Annotated in this window: 13 protein-coding genes; 6 read left to right on the forward strand and 7 right to left on the reverse strand. The window is 74.0% G+C overall.

The window, feature by feature from the left end; genetic code table 11:
* The first annotated feature begins 32 nt into the window (after positions 1–32).
* The 4 genes from IE311_RS25640 (at position 33) to IE311_RS25655 (ending at position 5,393) form a co-directional block, all read left to right on the forward strand.
* On the forward strand, positions 33–653 hold the full coding sequence (locus IE311_RS25640) for a TetR/AcrR family transcriptional regulator (RefSeq protein WP_189834169.1): 621 nt from the start codon (positions 33–35) through the stop codon (positions 651–653).
* A complete protein-coding gene (locus tag IE311_RS25645; protein ID WP_189834170.1) occupies positions 650–2,119 on the forward strand; it encodes an MFS transporter in 1,470 nt (489 codons plus the stop codon). The genes IE311_RS25640 and IE311_RS25645 overlap by 4 nt, the downstream gene beginning before the upstream one ends.
* A gap of 1 nt (position 2,120) precedes the next feature.
* Positions 2,121–3,236 (forward strand): PP2C family protein-serine/threonine phosphatase, encoded by a 1,116-nt coding sequence (locus IE311_RS25650; RefSeq protein ID WP_189834171.1) that lies wholly within the window; start codon positions 2,121–2,123, stop codon positions 3,234–3,236.
* 237 nt (positions 3,237–3,473) lie between these two features.
* Positions 3,474–5,393, forward strand: a complete 1,920-nt coding sequence (locus tag IE311_RS25655; RefSeq protein ID WP_229902156.1) for a CocE/NonD family hydrolase C-terminal non-catalytic domain-containing protein — start codon at positions 3,474–3,476, stop codon at positions 5,391–5,393.
* 63 nt (positions 5,394–5,456) lie between these two features.
* Here the strand turns inward: IE311_RS25655 and IE311_RS25660 are convergent, their stop codons facing one another.
* The 3 genes from IE311_RS25660 to IE311_RS25670 all read right to left on the reverse strand — a co-directional run bounded on the left by IE311_RS25660 (position 5,457) and on the right by IE311_RS25670 (position 8,206).
* Positions 5,457–6,824 (reverse strand): NtaA/DmoA family FMN-dependent monooxygenase, encoded by a 1,368-nt coding sequence (locus IE311_RS25660; protein ID WP_189834172.1) that lies wholly within the window; start codon positions 6,822–6,824, stop codon positions 5,457–5,459.
* Positions 6,821–7,951, reverse strand: a complete 1,131-nt coding sequence (locus IE311_RS25665; protein ID WP_189834173.1) for an LLM class flavin-dependent oxidoreductase — start codon at positions 7,949–7,951, stop codon at positions 6,821–6,823. The genes IE311_RS25660 and IE311_RS25665 overlap by 4 nt, the downstream gene beginning before the upstream one ends.
* A 114-nt stretch (positions 7,952–8,065) precedes the next feature.
* Positions 8,066–8,206 carry a putative leader peptide gene (locus tag IE311_RS25670; protein WP_189834174.1) on the reverse strand — a complete coding sequence of 47 codons (141 nt, stop codon included), beginning with the start codon at positions 8,204–8,206 and terminating at the stop codon, positions 8,066–8,068.
* 374 nt (positions 8,207–8,580) lie between these two features.
* Here IE311_RS25670 and IE311_RS25675 point away from each other — a divergent pair, with 374 nt between their 5' ends.
* Positions 8,581–9,834: an alpha/beta hydrolase family protein gene (locus IE311_RS25675; RefSeq protein ID WP_189834175.1), complete on the forward strand. Its 1,254-nt coding sequence runs from the start codon at positions 8,581–8,583 to the stop codon at positions 9,832–9,834.
* Positions 9,835–9,899: 65 nt separating this feature from the next.
* On the opposite strand, the gene IE311_RS25680 is transcribed toward IE311_RS25675, so the two are convergent.
* The 4 genes from IE311_RS25680 to IE311_RS25695 all read right to left on the reverse strand — a co-directional run bounded on the left by IE311_RS25680 (position 9,900) and on the right by IE311_RS25695 (position 13,244).
* Positions 9,900–10,484 carry a nucleosidase gene (locus IE311_RS25680; RefSeq protein WP_189834176.1) on the reverse strand — a complete coding sequence of 195 codons (585 nt, stop codon included), beginning with the start codon at positions 10,482–10,484 and terminating at the stop codon, positions 9,900–9,902.
* 55 nt (positions 10,485–10,539) lie between these two features.
* Positions 10,540–10,749: a DNA-binding protein gene (locus IE311_RS25685; RefSeq protein WP_073905549.1), complete on the reverse strand. Its 210-nt coding sequence runs from the start codon at positions 10,747–10,749 to the stop codon at positions 10,540–10,542.
* 147 nt (positions 10,750–10,896) lie between these two features.
* The gene (locus tag IE311_RS25690) at positions 10,897–12,231 is read right to left on the reverse strand and encodes a VWA domain-containing protein (protein ID WP_189834216.1); all 1,335 of its coding nucleotides are present in this window, start codon (positions 12,229–12,231) and stop codon (positions 10,897–10,899) included.
* Between the two features lie 143 nt (positions 12,232–12,374).
* Positions 12,375–13,244, reverse strand: coding sequence for an AAA family ATPase (locus IE311_RS25695; protein ID WP_189834177.1), 870 nt, complete (start codon positions 13,242–13,244; stop codon positions 12,375–12,377).
* Positions 13,245–13,426: 182 nt separating this feature from the next.
* Between IE311_RS25695 and IE311_RS25700 the strand changes: the two genes are divergently transcribed.
* On the forward strand, positions 13,427–14,593 hold the full coding sequence (locus IE311_RS25700) for a PP2C family protein-serine/threonine phosphatase (RefSeq protein WP_229902157.1): 1,167 nt from the start codon (positions 13,427–13,429) through the stop codon (positions 14,591–14,593).
* Positions 14,594–14,635: the final 42 nt, after the last annotated feature.

Below are 14,635 nucleotides of genomic sequence, written 5' to 3' on the forward strand. Positions count from 1 at the left end.
CAGTGTCTACTCGGGCTTGGTAGACACTGTCCATGCATGACGGAATCGAAGATCATCAGGAATCCGGAGCCGAGGACGGCGGGCTCCGGGCCCGGCTCGTCGACGTCGGCGTCGAGCTCGTGAACGCCGAAGGCGTCCAGGCCCTCTCGCTCCGCGAGATCGCCCGCCGTGCCGGTGTCTCCCACGGCGCCCCCCGCCGCCACTTCCCGACCCATCTCGACCTCCTCTCGGCCATCGCCCGACGGGGCTTCGCCGAACTGGCCGCCCGCGTCGACGCCGAGGACGTGGAGAGCGCCGCGCCGCGCGAACGGATCGCGCTCCTCGCCCGCGTCTACCTCGACTACGCCGGGACCCGCCGCGGCATGTACGAGCTGATGTTCCGCCACGACCTGCTGGAAAGCGGCCGCCTCGGGCTGCGCGAGACGAGCCTGCCGCTGTTCGCCCGTCTCGCCGGGCTCGTCGCCCGCGTCCGGCCCCCCGCCGACCCCGCCGACCCCGCCGTCCTCGCCGGCGCGCTCTGGGCCAACCTCCACGGCATCGCCCAGCTCTGGCACTGGGGCAGCCTCCGGCTCGCCACCGGCGGCGACGACCCCGCCCCGCTCCTCGCCGCCGCGCTCGACGCCCATCTCGGCCCCGCGGAGCCCGCCCAGTGACCCCGCGCCGCGCACCCGTCCTCGCGTGCAGCGTCGTCGGCGCCGCCGTCGTCGCGCTCGACGGCACCGTCCTCACGATCGCCCAGCCCGCGCTCCAACACGATCTGCACGCCGACGTCGGTCAGGTCCAGTGGACCAGCACCGGCTATCTCGTCGCCGTCGCGAGCCTCCTGGTCTTCGCGGGCCGGCTCGGCGACCGCTACGGTCACCGCCGGGTCTTCGCCTCAGGCGCTCTGGGCTTCGCAGCCGCCTCCACCGGCATCGCCCTTGCTCCCGGCATCGACGCGGTGATCGCGCTGCGCGTGCTCCAGGGCGTGTGCGGAGCGCTGCTCCAGCCCGCCACGCTCGGCATGCTGCGCACCGCCTACCCGCCGGAACGACTCGGAACGCCGATCGCCGTGCGCACCGCCGTCATCGGCCTCGCCGCCGCGGCCGGCCCGATCGTGGGCGGCGCACTGGTCTCCGCGTACGGCTGGCGCGCGGTCTTCCTCCTCGGCGTACCCCCGACCCTCGCGATCGGCCTGGTCGCCCTCGCCACCCGGGAGCCCGGGAACGGGCCGGACCGTACGAGCGAGACCGCTCCCGGGCACGAGTCGGAACCGGCTCGCGCGTCGGATCCCGCCCCGCGGTCCCCGCTCGATCCCGTCGGTGCCCTGCTGCTCGCCGTCTCGCTCGGGCTGCTCGTCCACGGCCTCGTCGGTACCGCCCGGCCGGGCGGCACCCTCGCCGGACTGTTCGCCTGTTGCGGGGCCGTGGCCGTCGGGTTCGCCTTCGCCCGGCACGAGCGCCGTGCCGCGTCCCCCCTGCTGCCCCCCGAGCTGCTCCGGAGCGTGCCCGTCGTCGCGGGTCTCGCCGTCCTCCTCGCCGCCTCGGCGGCCCTGTTCGGCTCGCTCTTCGTGGCGACGTACTTCCTCCAGGACGTCCAGGGACTCGATCCCCTCGACTGCGCGCTGCGCGTGCTGCCGCTCGCCGTCCTCATGGTGCTCGGCGCGCCGCTCTGTGCGCCGCTCCAGCGCCGGTTCGGCCCCCGGCGCACCGCGACCGTCGGCGCCACGCTCCTCACGCTGGGGATGCTCCAGCTCTCCCGGCTCGACGCGACGGCCGGCGCCGTCCCCGTCGGCCTCGCCGCCGCCCTGCTCGGCGCGGGGTTCGTGACCCTGATGGTGACCGCCACCTCGGTCGTCGTGCACCGGGCTCCCGAGGCCCACGCCGGAGTCGCCGGAGGCCTCCAGCAGACCGTGATGAACATCGGACCGGTGCTCGGCGTCGCGGCCGCGACCCTTCTCGTCGCCCTCGTCCCGCTCGGCGGATTCGTTCCCGCCGAGGGCGTCGTCGTCCCGGCCCTCACCGCGGTCGCCGGTCTCGCGGTCCCCGCCGCCCTCGCCCTGCCCGGGGCGGACCGGCGGCGGACACGCCCGGGAGCGGCGCCACCCCGGCCCGGACGGCGACCTTACGTACGATCATGAGATGCCCTCTGGTCACCAGGGCCCTCCCGGCACCGTAACGCGCACTCAGTTCAACCTCGGTCGCGCGCTGCCCTTCCTGATCCTGATCCTGACGTTCGCCGCCGATCTCATCACCCCCGACCCGGAGCGCTTCGACCGGCTCCTGGTCGCCGCACCCGCGCTCGCCGCCGTCACCTGGAGCGTGCGCGGGACGATCGGCATCGGGCTGCTCGCCATGGTCGCCCGGCTGGTCCTCGGCCTCATCCGGGGAGAGCCTCTCGTTCCCGACATCGTCGCCAACGAGGCCGTGATCGCGGGGGTCACCGCCGCCTCGGCATGGGTGAGCCGGGTCCGCAGCCGCTACGAGCAGGACATGCGGGAACTCACCGCCGTCGCCGAGGTGGTGCAGCGGGTCGTGCTGCGCCCGCTCCCCGCCCGCCTCGGCCGCTTCGACCTGCATCTGCTGTACGTGGCGGCCGCGGCCAAGGCCCGGATCGGCGGCGACTTCTACGAGGCCGTACGGGTTCCCGGCGCGGTGCGGATCATGCTCGGTGACGTCCAGGGAAAGGGCCTCGGGGCCGTCGAGACGGCCTCCGTCCTCCTCGGCTCCTTCCGCGCCTCGGTCAACGAGGCCCCCGACCTGGCCGTCCTCGCCGACCGGCTCGACGAAGGCCTCGCCCGCTACGGCGCCTGGGACCCGGACTCCGACGCCGCCGAACGCTTCGCCACCGTCGTCCTCGTGGAACTCCCCGACGGCGAGGACGTCGCACGGCTCCTCAGCTGCGGTCACCCCGCCCCGCTGCTCCAGCGCGGTGCCGAGGTCGAGTCCGTGCACTTCGACGACCCGTCACTTCCCGTCAACCTCGCGGGCCTCGCCGACTCCCGCCACCACATCGAGGAGGTGCGGTTCGGTCCGGGGGACCGGCTGCTCCTGTTCACCGACGGCGTCAGCGAGACCCGCGACCGGGCCGGCACCTTCTACCCGCTCGAACTGCGCCTGCGCGGCTGGGCGCGCGAACCGGCCGAGGACGTTCCGGCGCTGCTCCACCAGGATCTGGCCGGCTACGGCTCCGGTGGCCTCGACGACGACGTCGCCGCCCTGCTCGTGGTGTACCCGTCCGAGATCCGTTCCCTGTGACCCCCTCCGGTCATCCTCGAACGGGTGTCCGTGAGCCTCGAACCCCGTCGCCACCTGCTTGAACCCCGTCCCCGTCGTCCCCAAACATCGACTTCGGGGCGGCTTGTGTCGTTCCCGCACGGTTGCGTGATACGTGCGCTGTTCGTGCGCTCTGGCCGCTCCCGCCCCACATGCGTGAGGCTTGCGAAGGTCCGCGTCGCGGACAGTGACCAGTCCAGTCGAGAGAAACGGGTGCACGTGCCCCAGGACAACCCCTTCGCCACCGGCTCGTCCGAACACTTTCCCGGCTTTCCGGGCATCACGGCGGCCCTGACCTCCGCCGAGACCTCCCGGATCGCCGGGCGCGGCCTCTGGGCCGCCGACGGAACGGTGGACCCCGGCGCCGTCCGGCTGGGTCAGACCCTCGCCCAAGCGCTCCTCGGCGGGACGACCGACGGCGTCGACGCGCTGCTTCCCGCCGAACTCGCGGCGTACGTCCAGGAGGTACGCGGTCTGGCACTGCCCGCGTACCACCGCATCGAGGGGGCCGCGGAGAGCGAGGGAGGCGCGGAGAACGTCCGGCTCTCCGCCTTCAGCTTCCGCCAGATCGGACCCGGCCCTCACCCGCTCGTCGTCGTTCCGGCCGGCTGGACCCCCTTCGGCTGGCCCCTGTTCCTCTGGTCGTACCTCGTCCTCGCCCACAGGGGCTACCACGTCCTCGCCTACACGCCGCGAGGGCTCGGCATCCCCGGCCTGCCCTCCACCTCCAGCGGTCGCGTCGACGTCGCCGGCCCCCACGACTGGGCCGACGGCTCCGCCGTCATCGACTTCGCCGTCGATCACTTCGCCCCGAGCGTGATCGGATTCATGGGCGAGTCCTACGGCTCCGGCATCAGCCAGCTCGTCGCCGCCCACGACGACCGCGTCGCCGCCGTCGTCGCCCTCAGCACCTGGGGCAACCTCGCGACCAGCCTCTACGACAACAACACCCGCCACCTCGCGGCCGTCAAGGCGCTCCTCGGCCTCACCGGCGGGCCCGTGGAGAGCAAGTTCGACGAGGAGAACCAGCGGATCCTCGCCGACTTCCAGGCCGACCGGAACCTGGACGGCGTCGTCGAGTGGGGGCTGAAGCGCGCCCCCGAGTCCTACCTCCCCCAGACCAACGAGAAGGGCACGCCCACCTTCTTCTCCAACACCTGGCACGAGAGCCTCTTCGCGGTCAACCAGACCCTGGAGACCTTCAACGGCCTCGACGTGCCCAAGCGGCTCAACCTCTGGATCGGCGACCACGCCGCTCCCGAGGGCCCCGGGCTCATCGGCCCGCCCGCCGTCCCCGGCGAGTACAACCTCCCCATGGCGGAGGCGTACGCCTGGCTCGACCACCACCTCAAGGGCGAGCACAACGGGGTGGAGGACTGGCCCGAGGTCTCCAGCCAGGTGATGTTCACGTACGTGACGGAACCGATCCGGGACCCGGAGACCGGCGAGCCGACCGGCGAGAACCGGATCGTCGTCCCCGCCCGCAGGGAGACCGCCACCGGCTGGAGCGAGGTCACCCACGGCACCGAGGTGTTCGGCCTCACCGGTGACGGCGGGGGCGGCACCGACGGCCGGCTCGTTCCCCCCGGCGGGGGGCCGTCCGCGGAGGAGACCGGCTGGCGGCGGGCGTTCCTCGCGGGCGTGGACACCGAGGCCACGGCCATGGACGCGATCATGCAGACCGGCCGGGCGGAGTGGGCCGGAAACCCCAAGATCTACGACACCCGCAAGATCGACCGCCGGCACGCGGTCGCGTGGACGACCGAGCCGCTGATCTCGCCCGACGGCGGCGAGGCGACCGCCCGTCGCGTCCGCGGCATCCCGAGGGTGCGCCTCACGGTCCGCTCCACCGCCACCTCCGCGAGCCTCTACGCCCATCTGCTGGACGTCGCCGAGGACGACACGGCCCGCATCATCAGCCACGAACCGCTCAACGTGTACGGGCTGACGCCCGAGCAGGACACGACCGTCACCTGGAAGCTCCAGGCGGCCGCCTACGACATCGCCTCCGGGCACCGGCTGATGCTGGTCGTCGACAGCAAGGACCCGCTGTACGGCGACGCCTCCGTCACCTGGACGCAGACCGTCGTCGGATCCCCGGAGGACGAGCCGTCCTTCCTGGAACTGCCGCTCGGCTGAGTTCCCCGGCCGGACGGCGGACGGGTACGCGGCTCCCCGCGCGCGGACCCGTCCGCCGTCGTGTCACACCGCCGGGGCCAGCTCCAGATGCTCGCGGAGCGTCGTGCCCGTGTACGAGGTCCGGTACACCCCCCGCTCCTGGAGTTCCGGCACGAGCAGCTCCACGATGTCGTCGAGCCCGTCCGGCACCAGGTACGGCGTGACGTTGAAGCCGTCGACGGCGCCGTGCCGCACGAACCGGGCGAACTTCTCGGCGAGCCCGGCCGGAGTGCCCACGTGCCCGCGCTGCTGCGGCCCGAGCTCGATGACCGCCTCGCGCAGCGACCAGCCGTTGGCCCCGGCCTTCGCCCGCCACCGGGCCACCACCTCCCGGGGGTCCTCGACCCAGCGGGTCCCGAACGTCCCCTTGTCCCGGGCGACCACCGGATCCTCGGCGGGCAGCGGCCCGTCGGCGTCCCGCCCGGACAGGTCGATGCCCCACAGCCGACTCGCGATGCCCAGCGCCACCGCGGGCGTGACCTGCGAGAGCCGGACCCAGCGGGCCTTCTCCTCGGCCTCCTTCTCGGTCGCCCCGATGACGATCTCCGTGCCGGGCAGGATGCGCAGCGCGTCCTCCGCCCGTCCCGCGGCGCGCAGCCTGCGCCGGATGTCCTCGGCGAAGGCGAGGGCGTCGTCGAAGTCCGTACCGTGCGCGGAGAAGATGACATCGGCGTTCCGGGCGCCGAACTCCCGGCCGTCCCCCGAGTCGCCCGCCTGGAAGATCACCGGATGCCCCTGGGCGCTGCGCGGCAGTGTCGGCGTCAGGTCGACGTCGAACTGGGCCCCTCGCGACCGTACGCGTCCCACGGCGCCCGGCACCGACCAGGAACGGGCCTCGACGGAACCGGCCACGGAGTCCTCCGCCCAGCCGTTCCATACGGCGCGTGCGACGGCCAGGAACTCCTCGGCGCGCCGGTAGCGGTCGGCGTGGTCGAGGAAACCGCCCCGCCGGAAGTTCTCCCCGGTCCAGGCGTTGTGCGTGGTCACCACGTTCCAGCCGGCCCGCCCTTCCGAGAGCAGGTCGAGACCGGCGAGGCGCCGGGCGAGATCGCCCGGCTCGTTGAAGGTGGTGTTGGAGGTGGAGACGAGCCCGATCCGCTCGGTCGCGGCGGCGAGCGCCGACAGCTGGGTGATCGAGTCCGGGCGGCCGGCGACGTCCAGCTCGTGGATGCCGCCCTCCGACTCGCGCAGCCGCAGGCCGTCGCCGAGGAAGAAGGCGTCGAAGAGTCCGCGCTCGGCGGTGCGCGCCACTCTGAGGAACGACGCCGGATCGATCTGCGAGCCGCTCGACGGGTCGGACCAGATCGTCCAGTGGTTGACGCCCTGGAAGAACACCCCGAAGTGCAGCCGGGCGTCGGGGCGGGGGACGTCGGTCGGGTCGGTGCGGGTCATCGGGTCTCCTCCCGGGCGAGAGCGGCGGCGCCTTCGGTCGTGAAGCGGCTGAGGGGCCGGGCGAGGCCCAGGGCGGTACGCAGCGTGGTGCCGGGCAGCGGGCGGGCCGCGATCCGGCGGACGAAGAGCTCGGGCAGCACGAGCCGGGAGAGCACGGCCAGGTCCTCGTCGAGGACGAGGGGACGCAGTCGCACCCCGTCGACCCGGCCGTTCAACTCGCTGAGCAGGGAGACCAGTCCTGCCGCGGGGCCGGTGTACCGCAGCCGGTCCGGGCGGGCGGTCCAGGGCGCGTACCGCTCCAGGTCGGCGATCCGCTCCCGCGCCGTACCGCCCGGGGTGTCCAGGGCCACCTCGATCTCGGCGAAGGCGAGGGGCGACGCCCCCTCGCCGGAGGTCGCGGCCGCGGCCGCCTCGCCGGTCTCGGCGGGGGTGGCCCCGCCGACCAGTGCCACATCGACCAGATCGGCCGGCACGAGACCCGCGGGGGCGAGGACCACCGGCCTTCCCTGCGGCGGGCGCGGCACGATCGAAGGGCCTCTCACGGAGTACGTCTCACCCGTGAAGTCGACGGTGTGGAGCCGCGACCGGTCCAGGTAGCGGCTCGTGGCCACGGACCGGATCACCGCGTCGTCCTCCCAGGAGTCCCACAGGTCCCGTACGACACGGAGGCCGTCACGGGCCTCGCGGGCCCGTGCGGCGGAGCCCTCGACCGGTGGACGGCCCCAGGCGCGCGCGGCGGCCGGGTCGTCCTCGACCCCCACCACCCACGCGGCCCGACCTGCCGACACATGGTCGAGCGAGGCGAGCTGCGAGGAGACGTGGAACGGCTCGGCGTAGGTGGTCGCGAGGACCGGCGCCACCCCGAGGACGCTCGTCGACGCGGCCACGAACGCGGCCCGTTCCACCGCGCCGATCCGGCCCACCGGATCGGCGCCGGACCCCGGCGGCAGGATCGAGTCGTCCAGGGTGACCAGGGTGAAACCGGCGTTCTCGGCGACGGCCGCGACCCGGGCCTGCCGACGAGGGGTCAGCAGCTCGCCGGGGGAGTGCGCGGCACGGCGCCACGCGGCCGGATGGGCACCGTCACCGTCGATCTCGACGGCCAGGCGCAGGGCAGGGCGGGGCATGGGAAGTCCTTCCGGAAGACAGGAGCACGCGGCCGGGCCACGGGCGCGCGGAGACGCGCCGAGGAGGGCCGGGCCACGGGATGTCGGGGAGAGCGCGGACCCGCGGGGGCGGGATCAGGCGCGGAGGGAAGGACAGATGGCGGAGGAGGTACGGCAGAGGTCGACGTGCCGCCGGCAGACGAGCGGCGCACTCACCAGGAGGCCGACGGAGAGGTTCGTACGGGGCTCGCACGGCGCCGCGGTCGATGCGCGCACATCCGCCTCCCCGCAGGTCCGGGCCCAGATCCCGTCCACGTCCGGAGGGGAGCGCCTCAGCTTAGGCAGGGCGCCTTCCGCACTGTCAAGGCCGTCCCGCGAGGTGGTCGGGCGGACGGGCCCGCCAGGAGGGGGGTTCGCCGGCGGAACCGACAAGTGGGGTCGGCACGTGCGCACTTGCTCATGGGGCGCGGTCCCGCGCGCGGGGTCGTCATGACGGATCCCGGTCCCGACCGCACCGCACGCGCGGGCGTCGGGGATGTCCCGCACGCCGTACGGCGGAGCGCGGACCGTCCCGCATCCGTCCCTGGTCTGACGGGACATGGGCCCGCAGCAGGACGCCTCGGTCCGTCCGCGACCTCTAGCGTGCCCTCATGATCCGATTCAGCAGGGCGGCCTCGGCCGCTCTCCTCGCCTGCTCCCTCGCGTTACCTGCGGCTCTGGCCACCGCGGGCCCGGCCACGGCCTCGGCCGGACCCGACATCATCTCGGCGTTGCAAGCGTCGCCGTCCCCGCTCGTCCCAGCGGCGTGGCGATCGGCCCCGACGAACACGGCTCAGGACGTGGCGCCGGGCGTCGTCCGGGCCGAGCTGCCCGCGCCCACCGGGCCGTACTCCGTCGGCAGCACCGTCCTGCCGCTCGTCGACCGGTCCCGCACCGACCCGTGGGTACCCACCGCCGACGGACGCGCGCTCATGGTCACGCTCCACTACCCGGCCGCACGCACCGGGATCGGGCGCCCCGCGCCGTACGCCACCCGTGAGGAGGCGCGGCTGCTCGCCGAGCAGCTCGGCCCCGGCGTCTCCGGCGACGTGCTCGCCCGGACGCGCACCCACAGCAGGACCGACGCGCGGCCCGCGCCGGGCCGTCGCCCCCTGGTGCTGCTCTCGCCTGGCTTCAGCGTCTCCCGCTGGACGCTCACCCACCTCGCCGAGGACCTCGCCTCCCGCGGCTACGTCGTGGCCTCCGTCGACCACGCCTACGAGTCCTACGGGATCAGCCTTCCCGGCGGCCGTACCCTCACGTGTGTCGCCTGCACGGCCCTCGACGAGGGCGGCGTGCACGGCAGCGTGGTCACCTCGACCCGCGCCGCCGACATGCGCTACGTCCTGGACCGGCTCACCGGGCCCCGGCCCGTCTGGAAGCACGCCGACGTGATCGACGCCCGGCGGATCGGCATGGCGGGCCACTCCATCGGCGGGGCGAGCGCCGCCGGCACGATGGTGGCGGATCGGCGCGTCGACGCCGGGATCAACATGGACGGCTCGTTCTGGGAGGACCTTCCTGCCGAGGGGCTGCGGGGCCGTCCGTTCATGATGCTCGGCACCCACGACGACATGCACCTGCCCGGGGGGATCGACACCAGCTGGGACCGGGCGTGGACCGCGCTCGACGGGTGGAAGCGCTGGGTCACGGTGGCCGGCTCCGAACACTTCACCTTTTCCGACGGCCCCGTGATCTCACGCCACTTCGGCCTCCCGCAGCCCGAACTGCCCACCGACCGGGCGGTCGCCGTCACCCGGACGTATGTGGCCGCGTTCTTCGACCAGCACCTGCGCGGCCTCGCCCGCCCGGTTCTCGACGGTCCGTCCCCGGCGAATCCGGAGGTCCACTTCCAGCACCGCTGACCAGGCCGCCGGCCGACCGGTGGGACCCCGGAAGGGGTGTGCCCGACGCGAACACCCCGTACCGCTCAGGAGCGGTACGGGGTATGCGCCTCCGCCCACTCGGCCAGCGCCCGCGCGCACTCGGCGACCGACTCGCGCCAGGTGCGCGCGGCGCCCTCCCCGGCCTCGTCGCTGACGTGCTTCACGATCCGCAGCGGGACCCCCGCGATCGCGGCGGCGTGCGCGAGGGCGTACCCCTCCATGTCGACGAGAGCGGCCTGCTCCGCGAGCCGGGCGCGGGCGGTCTCGTCCGAGATGAACGTGTCCCCGGTCGCCAGAACCGTGTCACCGCCGTCCGGGAGCGTGAGGGGCGCGCCGTACGACTCGCCCGTCAACGTGGCCAGCAGTCGGCCGTCGAAGTCGTGCTGCACCACGGTGCCGATCACATGCGTTCCGCTCATGCCGGGCAGCAGCGCTCCCGCCGTCCCCAGGTTCACGATCCCGGACGGCCGCGGGCCCCGGCCGAGGGCGATCGCGAGCGCGGTCGCCGCGTTCACCTTGCCCATGCCGGTCAGCAGCACCGGCAGATCCGTCTCAAGGAACTGCGCCTCCTCCTTGACGGCGAGGACGAGCAGCGGACGGTCGGTGGTGATCTTTCCCAAGAGTTCCATGGGGGTCACGCTAGTTCGCGGCCCCTTCCGCCGTACAGCCGAGGCCACCGGGGGCTCAGCGCAGCGACAGGCCGCGCTCCGCGAGCTCCTCGCCGAGGACGCGCAGTGCCTTCGGGCCCACACCGTGCAGGGCGGCGAGTTCGGCGGCGGGAACCCCGTCGAGCTGATCGAACCGGGTGTATCCGGCCGCGGCGAGCGCGCGGGTGGCGGGCGCGCCGATGGCGCGGGGGAATTCCGTCTCGGGACGGTCGGATCCGGTGGCCATGGACCGATCGTGCCACGCGGGGGAGGGCCCGGCCCCACTCCCTCCCCGCGTTTCGCCCCGTGCACGAGCCGCCCTCCTCCGGAACGGCTCCTCGCACCGGTGGGGGTGCCGCTCGTCACACCGGTGGCTCACTGCGCGTCGCACGGTTCACACCGGCAGCAGGCGGCCGATCAGCGACCCCAGCTGGCGGGCGTTCCGGCAGGGCCGCATCTCGACCAGATCGGCGTAGGCCGGGGCCACCGAGTCGCCCGTGCCCCACAGCGAGGGCTGTTCGGGGTTGAGCCAGTGGACCCTGCGGGCCCGGTCCGCGATCCGGCGCAGAGCCGCGAGGTTCGGGTCGGATCCGTTGGTCCGTGCGTCCCCGAGGACGAAGACCACGGTGCGCGGGCCGAGGGCTTCCGCGTACCGGTCGGCGAACTCCCCGAGCGCCGTCCCGTAGTCGCTCTGGCCGTGCCACCCGGTCAGCTCTGCCTCCGCGAGAATCCGGTCGCCGAGCCCCGCCGGATCCGCCGAACCCCGGGCGATCAGCCCCGTCACCTCGTCCACCCGATTGACGAACGCGAACACCCGCACCCGGCTGAACTGGTCGTGCAGAGCCTGCACCAGCAACATCGTGAACTGCGCGAAGCCGGCAACCGACCCCGAGACGTCGCACAGCAGGACCAGCTCCGGCCGCCGGGGAGGGCGCCGCCGCAGCACCGGCCTGACCGGCACGCCGCCGGTCGACAGCGAACGACGCAGTGTCCGCCGCAGATCGATCTCCCCGCGCGAGGCCCGGCGCCTGCGGGCCGCGAGCCGGGTGGCGAGCTTCCGCGCCAGCGGCCGTACCGTACGCCGCAGCTCGTCCAGCTGGGCCCGCCCGGCGAGGAGGAAGTCGACGGTGTCCGCCGTCCCCGCGACGGCGCGGCGTGCGACCGCGTCCCGGCCCTGCCGCTCCGCGACGCGCCGCCGGGCCTCGGTCGCGACCCGCTCGCGGAACTCCTCGATCCGGCGCCGGATCTCGTCGTCGAGCAGCCGGTCGGTGAACTCGGGCTCCTCCGCCCCGGGGGCGGCCCTGAGCCGCTCCCGTACGCGGGCCAGGAGCGTCTCGGGGCGCAGCCGGGACAGCGTCTGGTACGAGGACCAGCCGTCCGACCGGGGACCGGATCCGTAGCCGCCGAATCCACCGACCGCCTCGGCGGCCAGCCGGTCGAGAGCGGCTCCGTCACCCGCGGTGAGGGCGTCCGCGAGCCGGTCCCGCAGGGCGGCGAGATCCGCCGGGGTGTTCGTGTACGTCTCCGCCGCCGCGGAGTGGCCCAGGGGGAAGTACAGGTCGAAGACCCGGTCGAACACCGGGCGCTGTCCCTCGCCGTGGAGCAGGGTCGCCGCCAGTGCCTCCCGGACCCGCTCGCGGTCCGTGAACCCGACCGCCTCCACGGCGTGCCCGGCGTCCACGGTCTCGCCGGTCCCGATCCCGAAGCCGTGGGCGCGCAGCGCGGCCACGAGACCGGTGAGCCGTGCCGCGGCCGCTCCCGGGGAAGCGGCTGCGGGCCCTCCCGGCGAGGTGGCGGCGCCGCCGGGATCTCCCGGTGCCGTGGTCGAGGGGTCCGTGAGGTCTCCGCGCGCTGTGGAGGCGTCCGCGGGGCTCACACCGCGTCCAGGTCGAGCTTGGCGGCGGCCTTCACGATGTCCTCCTGGTGCTTCAGGAGGACGCCCAGCGTCTCCCGTACGACCCGCTCGTCCAGCCGGTCCGCGCCGAGCGCCAGCAGGGTACGGGCCCAGTCGATCGTCTCCGAGACGGAAGGCACCTTTCGCAGGTCCATCGCCCGCAGCGCCCCGACGAGCCGCACCACGGAGCCGGCGAGGGCGGCGTCGAGCCCGGGGACCTTGAGCGTGACGATCCGGCGTTCCAGCTCCTCCTCGGGGAAACCGATGTGCAGGAACAGGCAGCGCCGGCGCAGTGCCTCGGACAGCTCGCGGCTCGCGTTGGAGGTGAGCACGGTGAAGGGGCGCCGGGTCGCCGTGATGGTGCCGAGCTCGGGAACGGTGATCTGGAAGTCGCTGAGCACCTCGAGGAGCAGGCCCTCCACCTCGACGTCCGCCTTGTCGGTCTCGTCGATCAGGAGCACGGTGGGCTGCTCGGACCGGATCGCGGTGAGCAGAGGCCGGGGAAGCAGGAACTCCTCGCCGAAGATGTCCGTCCGCGTCTCGTCCCAGGACTCGCCCCGCCCGGCGGTGATCCGCAGCAGTTGCTTGGCGTGGTTCCACTCGTACAGCGCGCGGGACTCGTCGACGCCCTCGTAGCACTGGAGCCTGACGAGTCGTGCGCCCGTGACCTCGGTGACGGCCTTGGCCAGCTCCGTCTTGCCGACGCCCGCCGGGCCCTCGACGAGCAGGGGCTTGCCGAGCCGGTCGGCGAGGAAGACGGTGGTGGCGACGGCGGGCGAGGCGAGGTAGCCGGTCGTGGCGAGTCGCTCGGCGACGTCGTCGACGGAGCTGAAGAAACCGGTCGTCATGGCTGTCCCCCCGGGGAGCGGAATCTTGTACTGGCCAGTAGCCTCAGCTCGTACTTGATCAGATCAGGCACCGCCGCACAACCGTCCCGCGCGAGGTCCGTGCCGCGCGCGCGGCGCCACCCGCTGGTGCAATGGGGGGAACCGGGTGTGCCACCCGGGGACCGCGCGGCGGTGGAGGTGTCGTGGCGGAACGGGACGACGGACGGGACGAGGCCCTCCTGACCAGAGTGCGGGCCATGGAGCAGGCGATCGGCGAGATCGGCACGACGCTCGACGAGACGAGCACCTGCCGCGAGCTCGCCGGCTTCCTCGCCCGCCATCTGCGGGCCTCCACCGAGGTCGACCTGGTGACGGAACAGGGCGCTCGGCCCCGCCGTGCCGCCTCCGCCCCGGGCGCCGCGGTCCGGGGTCCCACGCCCCACGACCGGGCTGCCCACACCCCCGCCACCCACCGCCTCTCCGTCCCCCTCGCCGTCCACGGCGCGGAGGCGCTCGGGACCGTCGGGGCGCTCGGGACCGTCGGCGTCACCCGGAGTGGCGGCGGGCCCTTCTCCGACCACGAAGTGGCCCTCCTCCGGTACGCGGCCCGGCTCGCGGCCCGTCACCTCGAACACGCCGGTCGCCTGGCGGCCACCGAGGACACCGCGCTCCATCTCCAGCGCGCCCTCGTGGCCGAGCCCGGCCGGCCGCACCCGAACCTGGAGATCGCGGGAGGCTACCTCCCCGCCGGGCCCCGCGCCCTCGTGGGCGGCGACTGGTTCGAGACGGTACGGCTCCACTTCGGCCGCAGCCTGCTTGTCGTGGGCGATGTCATGGGGCACGGTCTCGACGCGGCCGTCGACATGAACGCCTACCGCACGGCCCTCCGCGAGGTCGCCGCGACCGACCTGCCGCCGCACCGGGTGCTGCGCCACCTCGACGCCGTGGTCGCCGAGGACGACGCCCGCCGCCCGGCCACCGTGCTGCTCGTCCGGGTCGACCCGGCGCGCAGCACCGCCACCTTCGCCAGCGCCGGACATCTGCCGCCCGCGGTGTTCGGCGCGGACGGCTCGGCCGAGCTGGTCGACCTCACCGTGGGCCCACCCCTGGGCACCGGCGTCGGAGGGTACGAACCGACCACCCGCCCGCTCCGTCCGGGCGACACTCTGCTGATCTTCACCGACGGGCTCGTCGAGCGGCGAGGCGAGGACATCGACGTCTCCCTCGGCCGCCTCGCCGCGCTCCGGCTCACCCCGGACTCCGGACCGGAACAGGTCGTCGACGAGGTGCTCCACCACCTCGGCGCACACGACGCGGAGGACGACGTGGCCGTCCTCGCGGCCCGCATCCGCGCACGCGCCCCACAGTGACAACGGGTCACATCACCCCCACGGAACGCCGTGACAGACGGT

Source organism: Streptomyces zaomyceticus (assembly GCF_014656215.1).
Classification (GTDB): Bacteria; Actinomycetota; Actinomycetes; order Streptomycetales; family Streptomycetaceae; genus Streptomyces; species Streptomyces zaomyceticus.

Bases quoted from the DNA above. Each gene is read 5' to 3' on its own strand.
- IE311_RS25685 (WP_073905549.1), bottom strand. From the start codon at position 10,749: ATGGCCACCGGATCCGACCGTCCCGAGACGGAATTCCCCCGCGCCATC.
- IE311_RS25675 (WP_189834175.1), top strand. From the start codon at position 8,581: ATGATCCGATTCAGCAGGGCGGCCTCGGCCGCTCTCCTCGCCTGCTCC.
- IE311_RS25640 (WP_189834169.1), top strand. From the start codon at position 33: ATGCATGACGGAATCGAAGATCATCAGGAATCCGGAGCCGAGGACGGC.
- IE311_RS25650 (WP_189834171.1), top strand. From the start codon at position 2,121: ATGCCCTCTGGTCACCAGGGCCCTCCCGGCACCGTAACGCGCACTCAG.
- IE311_RS25660 (WP_189834172.1), bottom strand. From the start codon at position 6,824: ATGACCCGCACCGACCCGACCGACGTCCCCCGCCCCGACGCCCGGCTG.
- IE311_RS25665 (WP_189834173.1), bottom strand. From the start codon at position 7,951: ATGCCCCGCCCTGCCCTGCGCCTGGCCGTCGAGATCGACGGTGACGGT.
- IE311_RS25695 (WP_189834177.1), bottom strand. From the start codon at position 13,244: ATGACGACCGGTTTCTTCAGCTCCGTCGACGACGTCGCCGAGCGACTC.
- IE311_RS25680 (WP_189834176.1), bottom strand. From the start codon at position 10,484: ATGGAACTCTTGGGAAAGATCACCACCGACCGTCCGCTGCTCGTCCTC.